At 75.1% G+C, this 17,063-nt stretch carries 16 protein-coding genes; 9 read left to right on the top strand and 7 right to left on the bottom strand.

Annotated elements, in window-relative coordinates:
- Nucleotides 1-52: 52 nt before the first annotated feature.
- Nucleotides 53-757 carry a VanZ family protein gene (locus tag ACIP8Z_RS04125; protein ID WP_402078418.1) on the bottom strand — a complete coding sequence of 235 codons (705 nt, stop codon included), beginning with the start codon at nt 755-757 and terminating at the stop codon, nt 53-55.
- A 140-nt stretch (nt 758-897) separates the two neighbouring features.
- Between ACIP8Z_RS04125 and ACIP8Z_RS04120 the strand changes: the two genes are divergently transcribed.
- Complete coding sequence (locus ACIP8Z_RS04120) at nt 898-1,515, top strand: isochorismatase family protein (protein WP_402078416.1); 618 nt, start codon at nt 898-900, stop codon at nt 1,513-1,515.
- Between the two features lie 128 nt (nt 1,516-1,643).
- Here ACIP8Z_RS04120 and ACIP8Z_RS04115 read toward each other — a convergent pair whose 3' ends face one another.
- Entirely contained in the window at nt 1,644-2,492 is an 849-nt protein-coding gene (locus tag ACIP8Z_RS04115; RefSeq protein WP_402078414.1) for an NADPH-dependent F420 reductase, read from the bottom strand.
- 89 nt (nt 2,493-2,581) lie between these two features.
- Between ACIP8Z_RS04115 and ACIP8Z_RS04110 the strand changes: the two genes are divergently transcribed.
- The 4 genes from ACIP8Z_RS04110 to ACIP8Z_RS04095 all read left to right on the top strand — a co-directional run bounded on the left by ACIP8Z_RS04110 (nt 2,582) and on the right by ACIP8Z_RS04095 (nt 4,711).
- Nucleotides 2,582-2,944 carry an ArsR/SmtB family transcription factor gene (locus ACIP8Z_RS04110; RefSeq protein WP_402078412.1) on the top strand — a complete coding sequence of 121 codons (363 nt, stop codon included), beginning with the start codon at nt 2,582-2,584 and terminating at the stop codon, nt 2,942-2,944.
- Nucleotides 2,945-2,952: 8 nt separating this feature from the next.
- Complete coding sequence (locus ACIP8Z_RS04105; RefSeq protein ID WP_037637908.1) at nt 2,953-3,339, top strand: hypothetical protein; 387 nt, start codon at nt 2,953-2,955, stop codon at nt 3,337-3,339.
- Nucleotides 3,340-3,533: 194 nt separating this feature from the next.
- Nucleotides 3,534-3,881: an ArsR/SmtB family transcription factor gene (locus tag ACIP8Z_RS04100; RefSeq protein ID WP_402078409.1), complete on the top strand. Its 348-nt coding sequence runs from the start codon at nt 3,534-3,536 to the stop codon at nt 3,879-3,881.
- Between the two features lie 446 nt (nt 3,882-4,327).
- Entirely contained in the window at nt 4,328-4,711 is a 384-nt protein-coding gene (locus tag ACIP8Z_RS04095; RefSeq protein ID WP_402078406.1) for a VOC family protein, read from the top strand.
- 54 nt (nt 4,712-4,765) lie between these two features.
- Here ACIP8Z_RS04095 and ACIP8Z_RS04090 read toward each other — a convergent pair whose 3' ends face one another.
- Both ACIP8Z_RS04090 and ACIP8Z_RS04085 read right to left on the bottom strand, forming a co-directional pair.
- The gene (locus ACIP8Z_RS04090) at nt 4,766-4,906 is read right to left on the bottom strand and encodes a hypothetical protein (RefSeq protein WP_402078404.1); all 141 of its coding nucleotides are present in this window, start codon (nt 4,904-4,906) and stop codon (nt 4,766-4,768) included.
- 19 nt (nt 4,907-4,925) lie between these two features.
- Entirely contained in the window at nt 4,926-5,741 is an 816-nt protein-coding gene (locus tag ACIP8Z_RS04085; protein ID WP_402078401.1) for an AraC family transcriptional regulator, read from the bottom strand.
- Between ACIP8Z_RS04085 and ACIP8Z_RS04080 the strand changes: the two genes are divergently transcribed.
- The gene (locus tag ACIP8Z_RS04080; protein ID WP_402078399.1) at nt 5,740-6,225 is read left to right on the top strand and encodes a DUF2000 family protein; all 486 of its coding nucleotides are present in this window, start codon (nt 5,740-5,742) and stop codon (nt 6,223-6,225) included. The genes ACIP8Z_RS04085 and ACIP8Z_RS04080 overlap by 2 nt on opposite strands.
- Nucleotides 6,226-6,254: 29 nt before the next feature.
- Here ACIP8Z_RS04080 and ACIP8Z_RS04075 read toward each other — a convergent pair whose 3' ends face one another.
- Complete coding sequence (locus ACIP8Z_RS04075; RefSeq protein WP_402078397.1) at nt 6,255-7,787, bottom strand: PLP-dependent aminotransferase family protein; 1,533 nt, start codon at nt 7,785-7,787, stop codon at nt 6,255-6,257.
- Nucleotides 7,788-7,955: 168 nt separating this feature from the next.
- On the opposite strand from ACIP8Z_RS04075, the gene ACIP8Z_RS04070 reads away from it, so the two are divergent.
- From ACIP8Z_RS04070 to ACIP8Z_RS04060, 3 genes are all read left to right on the top strand, one after another.
- Nucleotides 7,956-9,206 (top strand): Tm-1-like ATP-binding domain-containing protein, encoded by a 1,251-nt coding sequence (locus tag ACIP8Z_RS04070; RefSeq protein ID WP_402078394.1) that lies wholly within the window; start codon nt 7,956-7,958, stop codon nt 9,204-9,206.
- A 38-nt stretch (nt 9,207-9,244) separates the two neighbouring features.
- The gene (locus ACIP8Z_RS04065) at nt 9,245-10,078 is read left to right on the top strand and encodes a phosphoenolpyruvate hydrolase family protein (protein ID WP_402078392.1); all 834 of its coding nucleotides are present in this window, start codon (nt 9,245-9,247) and stop codon (nt 10,076-10,078) included.
- A gap of 69 nt (nt 10,079-10,147) precedes the next feature.
- Nucleotides 10,148-13,474 carry an AAA family ATPase gene (locus tag ACIP8Z_RS04060; protein WP_402078389.1) on the top strand — a complete coding sequence of 1,109 codons (3,327 nt, stop codon included), beginning with the start codon at nt 10,148-10,150 and terminating at the stop codon, nt 13,472-13,474.
- On the opposite strand, the gene ACIP8Z_RS04055 is transcribed toward ACIP8Z_RS04060, so the two are convergent.
- Together ACIP8Z_RS04055 and ACIP8Z_RS04050 are read right to left on the bottom strand one after the other, a co-directional pair.
- Entirely contained in the window at nt 13,456-15,327 is a 1,872-nt protein-coding gene (locus ACIP8Z_RS04055; RefSeq protein WP_402078387.1) for a serine/threonine-protein kinase, read from the bottom strand. The two genes, ACIP8Z_RS04060 and ACIP8Z_RS04055, sit on opposite strands and share 19 nt — an antisense overlap.
- Nucleotides 15,324-16,937 (bottom strand): hypothetical protein, encoded by a 1,614-nt coding sequence (locus ACIP8Z_RS04050; RefSeq protein WP_402078384.1) that lies wholly within the window; start codon nt 16,935-16,937, stop codon nt 15,324-15,326. The genes ACIP8Z_RS04055 and ACIP8Z_RS04050 overlap by 4 nt, the downstream gene beginning before the upstream one ends.
- Nucleotides 16,938-17,063 lie beyond the last annotated feature (126 nt).

The raw sequence follows: 17,063 nt of genomic DNA, 5'->3' as shown, positions 1-17,063 counted from the left end.
GCGGAACACGGCGTCGACGCGTGCGAGGTCGGAGGCGCACCGGACGCACGGCTCAGGCCGCCGATGCCAGGGCGGGGCGGGGCCCGTCCGACGGCGCGTCCGCCCTGGTGCGCCACCAGCGCCGCGAGGCCAGTGCGGCGAGTGCGGCGCCGGTGGCGTTGACCAGGACGTCGTCCACGGAGGACACCCGGTCGAGCCGGAAGACGTACTGGGCGGCCTCGACCAGGATCGAGCAGCCCGCGCCGAGCGCCAGGATCCGGGGCACGGACGCCAGCGCCGCGAACCGCATCGGGGCGAAGAAGCCCAGCGAGGCGAAGACCAGGAGGTTGCCGACGATCCCGAGCGTCCCCATGGTCACCAGATCCCTCAGCGGCACCAGAGTCACCCGGGCCGGGGCGATGCCCGGCGCGGCGCCCGGCATCAGGGTCAGCCACAGGAACGGCACCGTCCCGTGGACCATGCCCACCTCGGCCAGCGACATCCGCCACGCCGGCGCGACACCGGCGGCCCGCCGCCGGAGCGTCAGGGCCCCCACCACGAGCAGGGACAACGGCACCGCGACCAGGGTCATGAGCACCACACCGTTGAACGTGTCGAAGCAGCCGTGCCACCGGCCGGCCATGCACCGCGGAGCGGACATCATGAGCGGCCCCCGGACGACGTACAGCGCGCCCGCGAGGCCGAGGACCGCCAGACCGACGATCACGGTCCTTCGCGTGCGGCGGGGCGGAGTGGGCAGGGGCGCGCTGGGTGTCATTCCCCCATTGAAGCGGGAGGGCGGTTGCGGGGGCGTATGCGATTCTCGATACACCCGCGATACGAGGGAGAGGGCGCGAGCCGGCGGTGGGGGGCCGAAATCCCCTGGCAGCAGGGCCGGGTGGGCGGGATCATGGTCGGATGAGCCAGCACGCCGAGACGCCCGCCCCGCCCGCCGGGAACACCCCGAACCCCCCGCCCGTGGACGCGCTGATCGTCGTGGACGTGCAGTCGGCCTTCGTCACCGGTGAGGGGGCCGTGCCCGCGGCCGCGCGGCTCGTCGACCGCACGACGGATCTCCTCGCGCGGGCCCGGCGGGACGGCGCGCTCGTCGTGCACCTCCAGAACGACGGACCGCCCGGCGCCGAGGACGAACCCCACACACCGGGCTGGGAGCTCCACCACCCCGTCGAGCCCGGGCCCCGTGAGCTCGTCATCCGCAAGCCGCACGACGACGGCTTCGAGGAGACCCGGCTCGGCGGCGTGCTCACCGACGCGGGCGTGCGGGCGGTCGCCGTCTGCGGCGTGATGTCCGAGATGTGTGTGCAGGCGACGGCTCGCACCGCCCTGGCGCGCGGCTACCGCGTGGTCGTGCCGCACGACGCCCACGCCACCCAGGACGTTCCGGCGGCGCCCGGAATCAGCGAGCTCGTGCCGGCCGCGACGGTCTCCCGGGTCGCGGCCTACGCCCTGGGGAGCGACGCGGAGGTCACCGTACGAGCCTCCGACGTCACGTTCACGGCCCCGGTCGCGGGCTGAGGCTCCGGGGAGCCCGGTCCGCTCGCCTCCGCGGACCGGGACCCGGCGGTCGGTCGGTCCAGTGACCGGCGCGGCCTCCGGGTGCTCCTCCGCGGACCGGAGGAACGCGGGTCCGAAAGAGCGCGCGGTCAGCCCCGGAAGCCCTCGGGGCGCTCGGGGGAGGCTTCGCCCAGCGCCTTCGTCACGCCCTCCACGCCCTCCCGCAGGCCGTAGACCGGGGTGTCCGGCTGCTGACGCCAGGAGTCGTCGATCCCGCCCGCGTCCACGGAGTCGAAGCCCAGCTCGTCGATGAGGAGCCGCACCTTCTTCTTCCCCACCGCGTCGTCACCCGCCACGGGCAGGGCGATCCGCTCCGGGTCGCCCGCCGGGCGCGGCCGCTCCAGGAGGTCCTGTGCGTACGTGCCGTTGAAGGCCTTGATCACCGGGTGGCCGATCCGGAGCTCGGTCCAGCGGCTCTCCGTCAGGCCCTCGTCCTCGATCGCGGCGATCCGGCCGTCGCGCTCGCGGGGGTAGTAGTTGCCGGTGTCGATGACGACGAAACCGTCCGCCGCACCGTCGAGGAACCCGGCCGGAAGGTCGGGGACGTTCTTCAGCGGGACCGTCACGACGACGATCTCGGCACCCTGCGCGGCCTCCGAGGCGGTGACGGCGGTGGCGCCCGTCTCCTCGACGAGCGCGCCGAGGGTCTCCGGGCCGCGGGAGTTGGCCACGGACACCTCGTGACCGAGCGAGGTGAGGCGGCGGGTCAGATTGCCGCCGATGTTGCCGGCGCCGATGATGCCGATCTTCATGGTGCTTCCTTCTGTCCGTTCCGGCTGTCTCTTCGAGCTCTCTGTTCCAGCCGCCGGAACCCGGAGTCTGTTCCCGGTCCCCGCGACCGGTCTCGAAACCCCTCTCCGTGACGCGCGGCGAGAGCGAGGCGGGGGCGCCCGGCGAGCCGTCTCAGTAGGTGAAAGGCAAATTGCACATTTCTGCAATTCGATACATCCTGGTCAGGCCGTGCCCGTGAGCAGTCGCCGGGCCGCGGCGACCCGCCCCGCGCACCCGCGCCCCCGGAGGACAGACCGTGCCGGTCCCGCTGTACCAGGCCAAGGCCGAGTTCTTCCGCATGCTGGGCCACCCCGTCCGCGTCCGGGTCCTGGAGCTGCTCCAGGACGGGCCGATGCCCGTACGGGAACTGCTCGCGCGGATCGAGATCGAGCCCGCGGCGCTCTCGCAGCAGCTCGCCGTGCTCCGCCGCTCCGGGATCGTGACCGCCGCCCGCGAGGGATCCACCGTCGTGTACACGCTCGCCGGCGGAGACGTGACCCAGCTGATGCGGGCCGCCCGGCGGATCCTCACCGAGATCGCCGCCGGGCCGCCGTCGTGCCCCCCCGCCCGTGCTTCCGCAGCCCGTGCTTCCGCAGTGATCGCCGTACGAGAAGGATGACGACGCACATGACCATCGAATGGCGTTACACCGTCCAGCAGGACCTGGGCGTACTGTCCCTGGCCGGGTTCCTCGGAGCCGACGCCGTGGGACGGTTCACCGGGGCCGTGGGGTGGGCGGTGGCGCGGGGCACGGGGCCGGTCGTCCTCGACCTCACCCGGCTGCGGGGCTGGTCGGTCGGCGGACAGCTCGCCGTCGCGGAGGCGGCGCTCCGGCTGCGGGCGGCGGGCCGCGCCCTCGAACTGGCCGCGATCCCCGCCGACGGCTCCCTCGTCCCGGCGGGCGAGGGTCCTCCGGTCCCGGTCCACCGCGACCTGGCCGCGGCGCTCGCCGCACACCGCGACGCGGGCGCGGAACAGCGGGCCTGGCGCAGCGACGCCTGGCCGACCACCTGATCCCCCGGCGGCGCCAGTACCGCTCACGTACCGCCCAGGTACGGTCCGGGTACCGCCCAAGTGCCGGACCGTCCTGGCAGGTTCCGGCCATGATCGGCCTCTGACCCGTCCCCGGTGGGTTTCCGTCCCGGCAGGCGCGAGGATGGGGGCATGCTGCAGAGTGCCGGGTCGATTCGACGCGCGGGGTGGGTGCGATGAGTACGCCGCTCTACCGACTGAAGGCCGAGTTGTTCAAGACACTGGGACACCCCGTCCGCATCCGGGTCCTGGAGCTGCTGAGCGAGCGCGAGCACGGTGTCGCCGAGATGCTCCGCGACACCGGCGTCGAAGCGGCGTACCTCTCCCAGCAGTTGGCGGTCCTGCGCCGGGCGAACATGGTCGTCGCCCGGCGCGAGGGCACGGCCGTGTACTACGCGCTGACGAGCCCTCAGGTGGCCGAACTGCTGACGACCGCCCGCACGATCCTCTCCGGCGTCCTCGCGGGCCAGGCGGAACTGCTGGCCGACCTCCGGGCCGCGGTACCCCGGGAGAAGACCCCCTGAGGAGCGTCCCGCTGTGCGGCGGTCTCCCCGTCCTGGTGCGCGGTGCGGACGCGCCGCCGCAGCTCCGCCCGCGCGGAGGCGTCGATCTCGGCGAGGTTCAGGCATCGATTCGCCCGACGACGGTACGACGTGCTGACCGACGTGTTCCGGCCCGCGCCCGCGCATGATCCGGGCCACGGACTCCTCGGCGCCGATACCCGTCGGGCGTCCCAGATGGATGTCGAGGTTCTCGAACGAGACCCGCTCCACCTGCGCCCGGTGCAGTGCCCCCGGCGCCTCGGCGGTCGGGGCCGCCGGCCGGGGCACCCCCGGTACGGCCAGATACCCGTCGACGTCGATCATGCTTCCCCTCGCTGCCCGGAGGACGATCAGCATAGGTCCGGCCCCGCTTCCCCACCGCGAATTCCTGGTGGCGGTCCGCCTCCTTCTCGGGCAGGCTGAGCAGCATGTATTCGGTGGTGCAGAACGTGGCGATCGACTGTTCGGATGCCTATCGGCTGGCGCGGTTCTGGAGCGAGGTGACCGGCAGTCCGCTGGATCCGGAGAGCGCGCCGGGCGCCCCGGAGACCCAGGTGATGCTCAAGGACGGCCCGGTGCTGTACTTCAACCAGGTACCGGAACCGAAGACCCGCAAGAACCGCCTCCACCTGTGCCTGCGCCCGACGGCCTCGCGCGAGGAGGAGGTCGAGCGCCTGCTGGCCCTCGGTGCCGCCCTGGCCGCCGACCACCGAAACCCCGACGGCACGGGCTGGGCGGTCCTCACCGACCCCGAGGGCAACGAGTTCTGCGTCCTCCGCGGCGACTCCGATCACGCGAGGACGCCTTCCTGAACCGCGGCCCCCGGGCACCGAGGCGCGACCTCCTCCTCAGGCGCGAGACGCCCCTCAGGCCCCGCGGTCCGGCTGCACGCCCGCGAGGAGATCGAACGCGCCCGTCAGCAGGCTGAGGGTGACCACGCCGACCACCTCAGCGATCACCCGGCCGCTCCAGCCGTGCGCCCGCACCTCGGTGACGTCCTCGTTCACGCCTCGGAGCGTGGCCGGTTCACCACAGGGGCGTCGCTTCCTCGCGCTTCCGCGCGAAGCGCCCCGGGGTCGTGCCGACGAGCCGCTTGAACGAGCGGTGCAGATGCGACTGGTCGTAGAAGCCGGTCGCCGTCGCCACCTCCCCGGGCGGCTGCCCGTCCAGGAGCAGCCGACGGGCCCGGTCGAGCCGGCGGGCGGTCAGGTACTGGTGCGGGGCGATACCGAAAGCGCCGCTGAACGCCCGTACCAGATGGGTGGGATGGGCGTGCAGCAGCCGCGCGGCCTCGTCCAGGGTCACCCCTTCGAGCAGCCGGGCGTCGAGGAGCTCGCGGAGCCGGTGGGCCACTCCGGGGTCCGCGGGTCGCGCGCGTGAGGCCACCTGGGGCCGCAGATGGATGCGGAGCCGTTCGCGGATGAGGGCGAGCCGGCTCTGCGCCTCCAGTTCGCCGCCCCGGTCCGCGAGTGCCCCGTGAAGCTGACCGACGCGACGGCGCAGCAGCGGATCGACGAGGTCGGGCCCGTCCACGGCGGCGCCGATGAGACTCTCGTCCAGCTGGGTCAGATCCAGATAGAGGACCCGCTTGCGGAAGCCGTGCGGGGTCGCGGGCGAGCCGTTGTGCGGCACCTGCGGCGGGAGCAGCGACACCGTGTCGCCCGGGGTGCCGTGCTCACGCCGGTCCAGGTCGTAGCGGACGGCCCCGTCGTCGACGATGAGCAGGGTCCACACGTCGTGGACGTGCATCGGGTACGCGTGCGCGGTGAAGTGGGCGTGGAAGACCTCCACGACTCCCGGCACGTGCGGGCGCCATGCCGAAACCCGCTGACCGGCCACCATGCAAGGAATGTACAAGACGGCACGGCGGGCCGGTCGGCAGTCTCGGACCATGACGACCACCGACACCGCACCCGTCCGCTTCGACACCAAGATCGCCGTACTCCTGCGGGACGACCTGGAGACCTGGCAGCGCCTGAACGTCACCGCGTTCCTGGTCAGCGGCCTCGGGTCGGAGCTGCCCGAGGTGATCGGCGAACCGTACGCGGACGCCGACGGCACCCCGTACCTGCCGATGTTCCGCCAGCCCGTGCTCGTCTTCGAGGGCACGAAGGAGACGCTGACGGCGGCGCACGCCCGCGCACTCGCGCGCGCCCTCCCGCGGGCGGTCTTCACGACCGAGCTGTTCACCACCGGCAACGACCGCGACAACCGCGCGGCCGTACGTGCCGTGGGGACCGACGGGCTGGATCTGGCGGGCCTCGCCGTCCACGGACCGCGCAACGCGGTCGACAAGGTGCTCAAGGGCGCCCGGATGCACCCCTGAGAGACCGTGGAGCCCCCGGGGAGGGACCGTCAGCCGGCCGCGCGCTCCGCGCACTCCAGCAGGATCGGGAGCGCGGCCGCCAGGGCGTCCGTCCCGTGCCCGTACGGCAGCCGGAGCCGGTCCCGGAAACCGTCCACCGGAGAGAAGGCCGACCCCGGGACGACGGACACGCCGTGACGCCGCGCCAGCTGGGCGAGGGCCTCCGTGTCGGCACCGGGGACCCGCACCCAGAGCGCGGGGCCGCCCGCGGGCCGGGTCCACTCCCAGTGCGGCGCCCCGGCGCGCAGCAGCGCCTCCGCCGCGTCGCGCCGGCCGCGCAACTCGGCCCTGCGACGCGCGCGTGCCTCCGGCAACCGGTCGAGCAGACGGACGGCGACGAGCTGGTCCACGACCGAGCAGGACAGGTCCACCGAGGTCTTGATCTTCGCGAGCCGGGCCACCACCTGCGGCGAGGAACGGACCCACCCCACCCGCAGACCGCCCCAGAACAGCTTCGAGAGCGTGCCGACCGTCACCGACGAGCCCATGGGCAGCTCGGCGACGAGCGGCACCGGGGCGGCCTCGTCGACCGTGTCGGCCTCATCGGCCGTGTCGGCCTCGTCGGCACGGCCGGTGGCGTCCGGAACGTCGCCGGCGCCCGAGGCGGCCCCGGCGTCCCCCAGGCTCAGTTCCGCACACGCCGTGTCCTCCACCGCGAACAACTCCCGCTCCGCGAGCACCCGCTGCCACTCCCGCCGCGCCGCGCCGTCCAGGCTGCGCCCCGTCGGGTTGTGCGCCGTCGGCTGGAGGTACACGAGCCGGGGCCGCACACGGGCGCACAACCGCCGCAGAGCGGCCACGTCGGCGCCGTCCCCGCCGCCGTCGGGACCGTCGCCGCCCACCGGCACCAGACGGGCACCTCGCGCGCGCAGTGCCTCCAGGGCACCCCGATAGGTGGGGTCCTCCACGACCACCGTGTCACCCGGCTCGACCAGCGCCTGCGCCACCAGCCACACCGCCTGCTGAGACCCCGAGGTCACCAGGATCTGGCCCGCCTCCGTCGGCACACCCGCCGCCCGGTAGTACGCGGCGATCCCCTCCCGCAACGCCGGGATCCCGTACGGGTGGTAGCCGTCGTCCCCGAGCAGCACGCCGAGGTCCCCGCCGGTCAGCGCGCCCACCGCGTCGCCCACCGCGCCGAGCCCCGGCAGCGCCCCGCTCGACAGGTCCGCGCCACCGGCCGAGGCGGCCGTACGCGACCGGGCGTCGAAGCTCACGAGCCGCCCCTCCGTGACGTACCCGTCGGCCGCCCCCGACCCCCGCAGCCGCGAGCCGCTGCCCCGTACGCTCTCCAGCCGGCCCTCGCTCTCCAGGAGGCCGTACGCGGCCGTCACCGTGGACCGGCTCACGCCGAGCACCAGGGCCAGTTCGCGCTGCGAGGGCAGGACCGTGCCGCCCGCGACGTCGCCCCGTGCGGCCAGCTCCCGCAGCGCGTCCGCGAGCCGCCGTGGCAGCGGCCCCGGCCCCTCAGACGACCAGCCGGTGAGAAGTCGGGACAAACGGGTCGAAGCAATCCGGGTCATGGCACCATCTTGCGCCACCACGCAGGCCAATCCGGCCAGAGTGGTCGTTGTCGCCGCAGGTCGCACGACGGAGGATCGACAACGGCGGGCCCCGGGCGACGGGACCCGGAGACGGGAACGGGCCGGGGACCGGCCGGGATCGGGCCGGATCGGGAGAAGGGTGGGCGCATGGCGACCGTCGTGCTGGTCGGCACACTGGACACGAAGGGGGAGGAATACGCCTGGCTGCGCGAGCGGCTCAGGGAGTACGGGGCCGACGTCCTCCTCGTCGACACCGGGACCATGCCCGCGCCCGCCCACGCGCCCGTGGCCGACGTCACCGCCGATGTCGTCGCGCGGGCCGCCGGCCACGACCTGGCGAGGCTGCGGGCCGAAGGGGACCGCGGGGCGGCCGTCGCCGCCATGGCCCAGGGGCTCAGCCGGATCGTCGTCGACCTCTACCGCAAGGGGCGGCTGCACGCCGTGCTCGCCGCCGCCGGCAGCGGCGGCTCCGCCATCGCCGCCCAGGCCATGCGGGCCCTGCCCATCGGCGTACCGAAGGTGCTCGTCAGCACCATGGCGGGCGGTGACGTCTCCCCGTACGTCGACAGCAGCGACCTCACCCTGATGTACAGCGTCGTCGACATCTCCGGCCTCAACTCCGTCTCCTGCCAGGTCCTCGGCAACGCCGCGGCCGCCGCCGCCGGCATGGCCCGCCGCCACGAGCGCAACCACGACGAACCGGCGGGCCGGGGACGGCCGGTCGTCGCGGCCACGATGTTCGGCGTGACCACCCCCGCCGTCGACGTGGCACGCGCGCGCCTCGCGGAACTCGGCTACGAGGTCCTCGTCTTCCACGCCACCGGCGCGGGCGGCCGGGCCGTCGAGAAACTCGCCAGGGACGGCATGCTCGACGGCGTCCTCGACCTCACCACCACCGAACTCGCCGACGAACTCGTCGGCGGGGTGCTCAGCGCGGGCCCGTCCCGGCTCACCGGCGCCGGCGCCATGGGCATCCCGCAGGTCGTCGCCCCCGGCGCGCTCGACATGGTCAACTTCGGTCCCGCCGCCACCGTCCCCGAGCGCTTCGCCGAACGGCGGCTCCTTGTCCACAACGCGACGGTCACCCTGATGCGGACCACCGCGCGCGAGATGGCCGACCTCGGCACCGCCATGGGCCGCAAGCTCCGCACCTCCCGCGGACCGGCCGAGGTCTTCTGGCCGCTGCGCGGCGTCTCCGCCGTGGACGTCACCGACGGGCCCTTCGCGGACCCGGAGGCGGACCGGTCCGGCCTCGACGCGCTGCGCGCCGCCGTGCGGGGCGGCGAGGTCCGCGTCCACGAACTCGACGCCCACGTCAACGACCCGTCGTTCGCGGTCGCCATGGCGGACCGCCTCCACCGGCTGATCACCGAGCAGGCCCGCCGAGCGGCCCACTGACGCACGCACGAGACAGACACCGAGGAGTGAACACCACCGTGAACACCATCAGCCGTCAGGACGTGCTCGACCGCCTGCGCGCCCAGGTCGCCGCCGGCCGCCCGATCGTCGGCGCCGGCGCCGGTACGGGGCTCTCCGCCAAGTGCGCCGAGGCCGGCGGGGTCGACCTGCTGATCATCTACAACTCCGGCCGCTACCGGATGGCCGGGCGCGGCTCCCTCGCCGGACTCCTGCCGTACGGCGACGCCAACGCCATCGTCCAGGACATGGCGCGCGAGGTGCTGCCCGTGGTCCGCGACACCCCCGTCCTCGCCGGCGTCTGCGGCACGGACCCGTTCCGCCGCATGGACCTCTTCCTGGACCAGCTCAAGGCCATGGGCTTCGCGGGCGTGCAGAACTTCCCCACGGTCGGCCTCTACGACGGCACCTTCCGCGTCAACCTGGAGGAGACCGGCATGGGGTACGGCCTGGAGGTCGACATGGTCCGCGCCGCCCACGAACGGGACCTGCTCACCGCCCCGTACGTCTTCGACCCCGAGCAGGCGGCCGACATGGCACGGGCCGGCGCCGACGTCCTGGTGCCCCACGTCGGGCTCACGACCAAGGGGGCCATCGGGGCGGGGACGGCCATGACGCTCGACCAGGCCGCCGCGGCGGTCCAGGAGATGCACGACGCCGCCCGGCGCGTGAACCCCGGCATCCTGGTGCTCTGCCACGGCGGCCCCATCGCCGAGCCGGAGGACGCGCGCTACGTTCTGGAGCGCACCACGGGCGTCGTCGGTTTCTTCGGGGCCTCGTCGATCGAGCGCCTGCCGACGGAGCGGGCCATCACGGAACAGACGCGCGCCTTCAAGGCCCTGACCACTGGCTGACGCCGTTGTCGGTGGTGTGCCGTACAACTGAGAGCGGGGAACAGAACGACCGCACGAGGGGGACGGCACGTGGAAACTTTCGCGGAACGGGGGAGTGCCGGGCGTGCGCCCTTCGTCGGGCGGGCCCGCGAACTCGACCGGCTCGACGTGCCGTTGCGCCGGCGCGCCGAAGGAACGGGGCCGGTGGTCGTGGAGGTCGTGGGCGAGCCGGGCATCGGCAAGTCCCGGCTCCTCGCCGAGTTCGCGGCACGGGCGAGGCGGCACGGGGCGACGGTCCTGCGCGGCCGCGCGGGACCCGCCCTCCCCGCCGCCTCCACCGTCCCCGCGGACCGGGACCCGAGCCCACCCTTCCAGGCCTTCGCGGACGCCTTCGCGGACCTGGACGACCACGACCGCGCGCTGTCCCCGGCCTTGTCGGCCCTCGCGGAACTCGTCGAGTCGCCACCGACGACGCCCCGCGCGGACCACGGGACGGGTTCATCGGTCAGGACGGGAGCCACGGCTGGGTCGACGGCACCGAACGCCACGGTCGGTTCGGCGACGTCGGGGTCCATGGTCGGTTCGACGGCGCCGAGCCCGGTGGTCGGTTGGACGGCGGCGAGCGGCACCGTCGGTTCGGCGAGGTCGGGGGCCATGGCCGGTTCGACGGCGTCGAGCCCGACGGTCGGATCGACGGCGCCGAGCCGCACGGTCCCTTCCCACGCGTCGGTGTCGTGTGCGGCCCCGGCGGACAGTGTCGTCCGTGCTCCGGACGGTCTCCGCTGCTCCGGCGGAGCGTTCGGTGCGGACGCCGTGCCGTCCGGTGGCGGGGACGCCGGCCACGTGCGGCGCGTCGCGGCGGCGCTCGGGCGGGTGCCGGCGGACGGGCCCGTCCTCGTTCTCGCGCTCGACGACTTCCACGCTGCCGACCCCGCCTCCGTCGCGCTCGTCGATCATCTCCTCCGGCATCCGCTCCGGGCGCCCGTCCTGCTCGTTCTCGCCCGCCGCGAGCGTCAGACCGCCCCTCCGCTCGCCTCCGTCCTCGCCCGCGCCGCCGACTCGGGAGACCTCGCACGGCTCGCCCTCGGGCCCTTGGCGCCGGACGACTGTGCCGAAGGGCTCGCCCCCGGGCTGCCGGCCGGGCTCGCCCGGGAGATCCACGCCGTCAGCCTCGGCAACCCGCTCTACCACCGCGCCCTCGCCCACGCGCGTACCCGCGAGGGAGGGGCGCCCGGGACCGGGCCCGTCGCGGTGGTGCTCGACGAGCTCGCCCCGCTCGACGGGGCACAGCGGGCGGTCGTCGAGGCGCTCGCCGTGCTCGACGGGCGCGCCACGGCCGAGCTGCTCGCCGCCGCCGTCTCCCCGCTTCCGGTCGCCCCGCCCCCGATCGCCCGGCACCCGGCGGACCTGCCGGACCTGCCGGCCCCCTCGCACCCGTCCAGCCCGCCCGGCCCCGCCACCCTCGACGGTGTTCTCAGGGAGCTGACCCACCGGGACCTCGTCCGGACCGACGACGACGGGCGGATCCTCGTCCTGCGCCACCCCGCCCTGCCCGAGCTCGTCCGTGGCACGCTCGACCCATGGCGGCGCCGTGAGCTGCACCGGCGGGCGGCCGACGCCCTCGCCGCCGCCGGGGCGCCCGTGACCGAGCGTGCTCCGCACCTGGTCCGCGCCGTGACGGCCTGGGACCCGGACGTCGCCGCCGAGCTGATCGAGGCCGCCGAGCGGATCGGGGCGGCCGACCCCGCGCGCGCGGCCCACTGGCTGGGGACCGTTCTCGCCCTGCTTCCCGACACCCCCGAGCACCGTGCCACCTGGCGCGACCTGACGCTGCGACGGGCCCAGGCCCTCGGATCCGCAGGCCGCGTGGCGGAGAGCCGGGACCTCCTCCACCACCTCGTCGACACGTGCCGCGCGCCGGACACTGCCGAGCTGCGGACCTCCGCCGTCCTGCTCTGCGCCTTCATGGAGCGCCACCTCGGCCGCTACCCGGAGGCGGACGCGCTGCTCCGCCGCGAGCTGGAGCGCACCCCCGGCCCCCGCCCCGACCTGCGGACCTGGCTCGTCGTCGAGTGGGGCTGCCGGGCCCTCTTCGCCGCCCGGTACCCCGAGGTCCGGTCCGTCGTCGCCCGGACCCTCGAAGAGGCCCGGCGGCGGCGCGACGAGGCCGGTACGGCGGAGGTGCTCACCCTGGCCGCGCTCGGCGAGGCGTACGAGGGCGAGACGGCCGCCGCCCGCGTCCACGCGGCGGAGGCCGCGGCCCTCACCGACACCTTCACCGACGGGGAACTGGCCGCCCACCCCGAGTCGTTGGTACGGCTCGGCTGGACCGAGGTCTTCCTGGAGGAGTACGGGAGGGCCGAGCGTCACGCCGCCCGCGGCATCGGGATGGCCCGGCGCGCCGGGCGGCCCTTCGCGCTCTCGCAGTTGCTGCTCTGCTCGGCGTACGTCCACTTCCTGACCGGCAGGGTCGGTGCCGCGCTCGACCTGGCCGAGGAGTCACTCGCCGTCGCCCGCGCCCTGGGCGGTGCCGAACTCGTCGGCTTCAGCGGGGCGATCCGGGCCGTCGTCCTCCTCCACGCCCGGCCCCTGGGCGACCCCGAGCCGTCGGCCGCCGCCGCGGAGGCCGCGGCCACGGTGGGGACCGCCGAGGGCTGGTGGGCCACCCAGACCCGCGCCCTGCTCGGCTACGCCGTACCGCTCCACACGGACCCGCACCGGGTGCGCGAGGTGCTCGTGCGGGCGGGCGGCGACCGGAACCTCACCCGGCTCCAGCCCTCGCTGCGCCCCGGATACCTCGAACTGCTCGCGGGCTCGGCCCTCGCCACCGGAGACCCGGCGGAGGCCGAGCGGGTCGCCCGCCGGGCCCTCGCGGAGGCGGAGCCGCTCGGTCTGCCCGTACAACGGGCCGCCGCGCTGCGGGCCTGGGGGCAGGTCCTCGCCCGGCGCGGCGAATCGGCGTCCGCCGCGCGGGCGTTCACCGACGCGGCACGGGAGAGCGCCCGCTCGGGGGCCGTCCTGCGGGAGGCCCACAGCCTGCTCCTCGCCGCGCCGCAGACACACGCGGCGGGCGACGGCACAAGGGCCGCCGCCCAGTGGCGCAGAGGCAGGCGACTGGCCGTCGAGGGAGGCGCCCGCATGCTGGTCGATCTGGCCGACCGGACCCGCCCGGCCCCTCCGGAGGGCGCGGCCGGGGGCCGGCTCGCCGTCCTGACTCCGAGGGAACGGGAGATCTCGGTCCTGGTCGCCGAGGGACTCACCAACCAGGCCGTGGCCGACCGGCTCTGTCTCAGCCCGCGCACGGTCGAGAGCCATGTCGCCCGGGTCTACCGCAAGACGGGAGTGGAGAGTCGCGCGGCACTCGCCTCCCTCGTGGTCAGGGACGGCGTCGGCGAGGGTCAGTTCTCGCGGGGATAGGTCGCCGTCACCCGGCCCTTCGCGTCTGCCTGCAGATACGCGGAGCCGTAGGTGTCGGACAGGTACACGCTCATGCCCGCCTTGGTCCCGAAGACCGACGAGGGCGGATTGATGACGAGATAGCGGCTGGTCGGCTCGTCGACCCCCAGTTCCTTGTCCGCGCGCTTCATCAGGGCCGGCAGGACGTCCCAGTCGAAGTCGTTGAGGTCGGTCGGGACCGAGCCGGGGAAGGCCGTGCCGGATCCCTGGCGGACGGCGGCGTCCTCGCCCCGGTACATGTACCGGTCGTACCGCTTCGTGCTGCCCTTCACGACCGACTCGGCGATCGCGTAGTCCGGGTACACGACGAAGCTGGTCACCATGGTCCCGCCCGCGGCCTCCTTGATCGCGGCGATGGCGGACCGGACCCCGGCGGGGGTCAGCAGACTGCCCTTCACGGGGACGACGCCCTTCGACGTCGCCGGCGACGGTGTCGACGTCGACGTCGGTGTGCCCGACGCGTCGGGCCGCTGGGCGACCGGGCCCTGCTGCGACGGAGGCGCGCTGCTCGGCCCGGCTCCCGGTTCGCCCGGCCGCCAGTCCCACGACATGGCGGCGACGGGGATCCCCACGGCGAGCACCACGACGGCTGCGGAACCCAGGAACCGGGCGGTACGACTCCGCCGCCGGCCGGCGGCACGGGCCGGGGAGGCGGACGAGGGAACCGTCGCCGGGGACACCCCGGAGGGCACGAACACGGCGGCGGCCGCGGGGGGAGCGGCCCACGGAGGAGCGGCCGACGGGGGAGCGTCTGCGGGGGAGACGCCCTGCGGCGCCGTCGCGGCAACCGCCGAAGCCGCGCCCGAGGTCGCCGGAGGTGTCAGGTGGCTCGCCGGAGGCGCGAGGTGGAACGACGTCGCCGCGCCCTCGCCGTCGCCTGCCGCACGCGGCGCGCCGAAGGCCTCCGCGCCCGCCCCGTTCGCGGGAGCCGTCGCCAGGCCCCGTACCGCGTCGGCGTCCTGACGGAGGGCCGGACGGGCGGTCGGGTCCGGTGACGCGACGGCGGCGAGCGCGCGGTCGAGTTCCTCCGCGTCCGGGCGGGCGGAGGGCTCCCTCACCAGCAGCCTGGTCAGCAGGCCGGTGAGCTCGCCTGCGCGCCGCGGGGGCGGTACGTCGTCGGAGAGGACGGCCGCCAGCGTCGCGAGGGTGTTCTCCCGGCGCAGCGGGTGGTGGCCCTCGACCGCCACGTACAGCACCATGCCCAGCGACCAGAGGTCGGCGGCCGGACCGCTGCCGCCACCGCCGCGGATGCGCTCGGGCGCCATGTAGTCGGGCGAGCCGATGATCGAGCCCGAGGCCGTCAGGACGGTGGACTCGCGGATCGCTGCGATGCCGAAGTCGGTGAGCACCGGCCGCCCGTCGGGGCGCAGCAGGACGTTGGCGGGCTTGACGTCGCGGTGCTCGATGTCCCGTTCGTGGGCGGCCCGCAGGGCCGAGAGCAGCTCGCGGCCGAGCGCGGCGGCCTCGACCGGGGTCATCGAGCCGCGGTCGAGCCGGTCCTGGAGGGATCCTCCGGTGACCAGCTCCATCACGAGCCACGGGTAGGTTCCCTCGCCGGCGTCGACGATGTGATGGATGGTCACCACGTTGGGGTGGTCGATCCGGGCGAGGGCGCGTGCCTCGCGCAGGACGCGCTCGCGCAGGGTCCGGGCGCCCTCGACGTCGTGCTCGGCGTGCGCGGGGTCCGGCGGGCGTACCTCCTTGACCGCCACGTCGCGATGGAGGACCAGGTCGCGGGCGCGCCAGACCGTGCCCATCCCACCGCCGCCCAGCCGCTCCACCAGCTCGAAACGGCCGTCGATCACTCTGTTCACTCGCACCCCTGTACTCGGGTCCCCGGGGCGGTGTCGGCCTGCTGCCCTGCCCCGCCCACTTCGCCGTACACGTCGACCTGATAGCGCCCCGGCGGTCCGAACGGCTCCGGGAGTTCGCGCAAGCCCGGCCACGGCCCCTGCGCGCCCCCGCCCGGGGCACCACCTTCCGCCGCGGCCTCGGCCTCGGTCTCCGCTTCGGCCTCGGTCTCGGCTTCGGCTTCGCCCTCGGTCGTGGCCTCGGCCTTCGCGTCGGCGTCGACCGTACCGCCCGCGCCGTGGACCTCCGGCACCGGGCGGTGGGTCCCCGCCAGGCCGAGCGCGTGCGCCGTCCGCAGGCCCAGGGCCGCACCATGACGGGGATCGTCCCACGACCGGGCCTCCGCCGCCGCGAGCGCGTACTCCCGCGCCGCCCGGCCGGGTTCGCCCAGGTGCAGCAGGCACTCGGCGCGCCAGGCCCTGGTCCCTACGCGCGCCGCCGTGTCGCCGTCCTCCGCGAACCCGGGCAGCGCCTGTCCGAGGAGGTCGAGGGCCTTGCCGTGGCGCCCGCGCTTCGCGAGCGCGACACCGAGCAGGAGTCGTGCGAGGGCACCCACGCGGATGTCCTGCGCCGGACCGTCGGTGTGACGGACGGCCTCGGCGAGCAGCGAAAGCCGCTCGCGGTCCCCCTCCACCTCCTCCGAGCCCGGGGTCGTACGCCCCTGCTCGCCGGCCCCGGCGACCGTCCGGGCCAGGGCCAGACAGAGACGGGCCCGGTCGGTGGGCCGCGGCGGCGTGCCCGTCACCCCGGCGGAGAGGGCGGCGCGGAGGAGCGCGGCCGCCTCCACGTGCGCGCCGGTGGCCCGCAGCACGGCGGCGAGCAGGAGTCGATGCTCGGTGGCAGGCCACAGCCGGCCCCCGGACCGGTGGTCGTCGAGTGCCGCCCTCAGATGGGCCTGTGCGGCCGCCGGGTCGTCGGGCGCCGTGATCCGGCCGAGCAGCGCGCGCGTGTCGGCGAGCACGCGGAGGACGGCGGGATCCGCCCGGTGGGGCGCGGCGAAGGCGATCAGCCGGGTGAGTTCCTCGCGCAGGGCGGCTGCCTCGGCCGTCGGGTCGGGTGCGGTGTCGAGCAGATCGGCGCGGGCCCGGCCGTGCAGCAGCCGCACCGTCGCCGTCTCGGCGACCGCGGCCTGCCCGATGCGGTGGAGGCCCGTGGCCCGATCGCACAGCTCCGCGAGCCGGGCGCAGACGGTCGCGCCGGGGCCGGGGCCCGGGCCCGCGACGAGCGCGCGCGCCCGTGAGACCAGGGCCTTGCCCCGTCGGCCGGCCTGCTCGTGCAGGTCGGCGGCCCGGAAGAAGAGCGGCCCCGCGGCCGGGCGCGCGGCGCCCCGGCAGTCGAGCGCGGTCGCGTCCAGGGCGTCGGCGTGGTCCCCGGGGGTGAGGGCCCCGCCCGCGCGCTGAAGGGCCGTCGCGGCCCGCTCCCAGGCACTTCCGGCCCAGGGATGCCCATGGGCGGTGAGCAGCCGGGCCCGGTGGAGCAGTTCGTGCGGATCCTCCGGCTCGTCGCCGGTACCGGTCCCCCGGTCGTACGGACGCACACCGAGGCGGAACTCGTCGGGCGAGCGGCTGCTCATGTGGGGGGTGCTCCGGGGAGAGGGGACGGGAGGGAACTGCACACCCGGCAGAACCCGCGAACACAGAGGTCGGACCGACTTTCGCAGCCCCGGGCCGCCCCGCACATCCGTAGAACTACGGAATCC

Origin of the sequence: Streptomyces sp. NPDC088553, from assembly GCF_044752965.1 — a bacterium.
Taxonomy (GTDB): Bacteria; Actinomycetota; Actinomycetes; order Streptomycetales; family Streptomycetaceae; genus Streptomyces.
The sequence above is the reverse complement of the archived record's forward strand: the minus strand, read 5'-3'. Positions and strand labels throughout refer to the sequence as shown.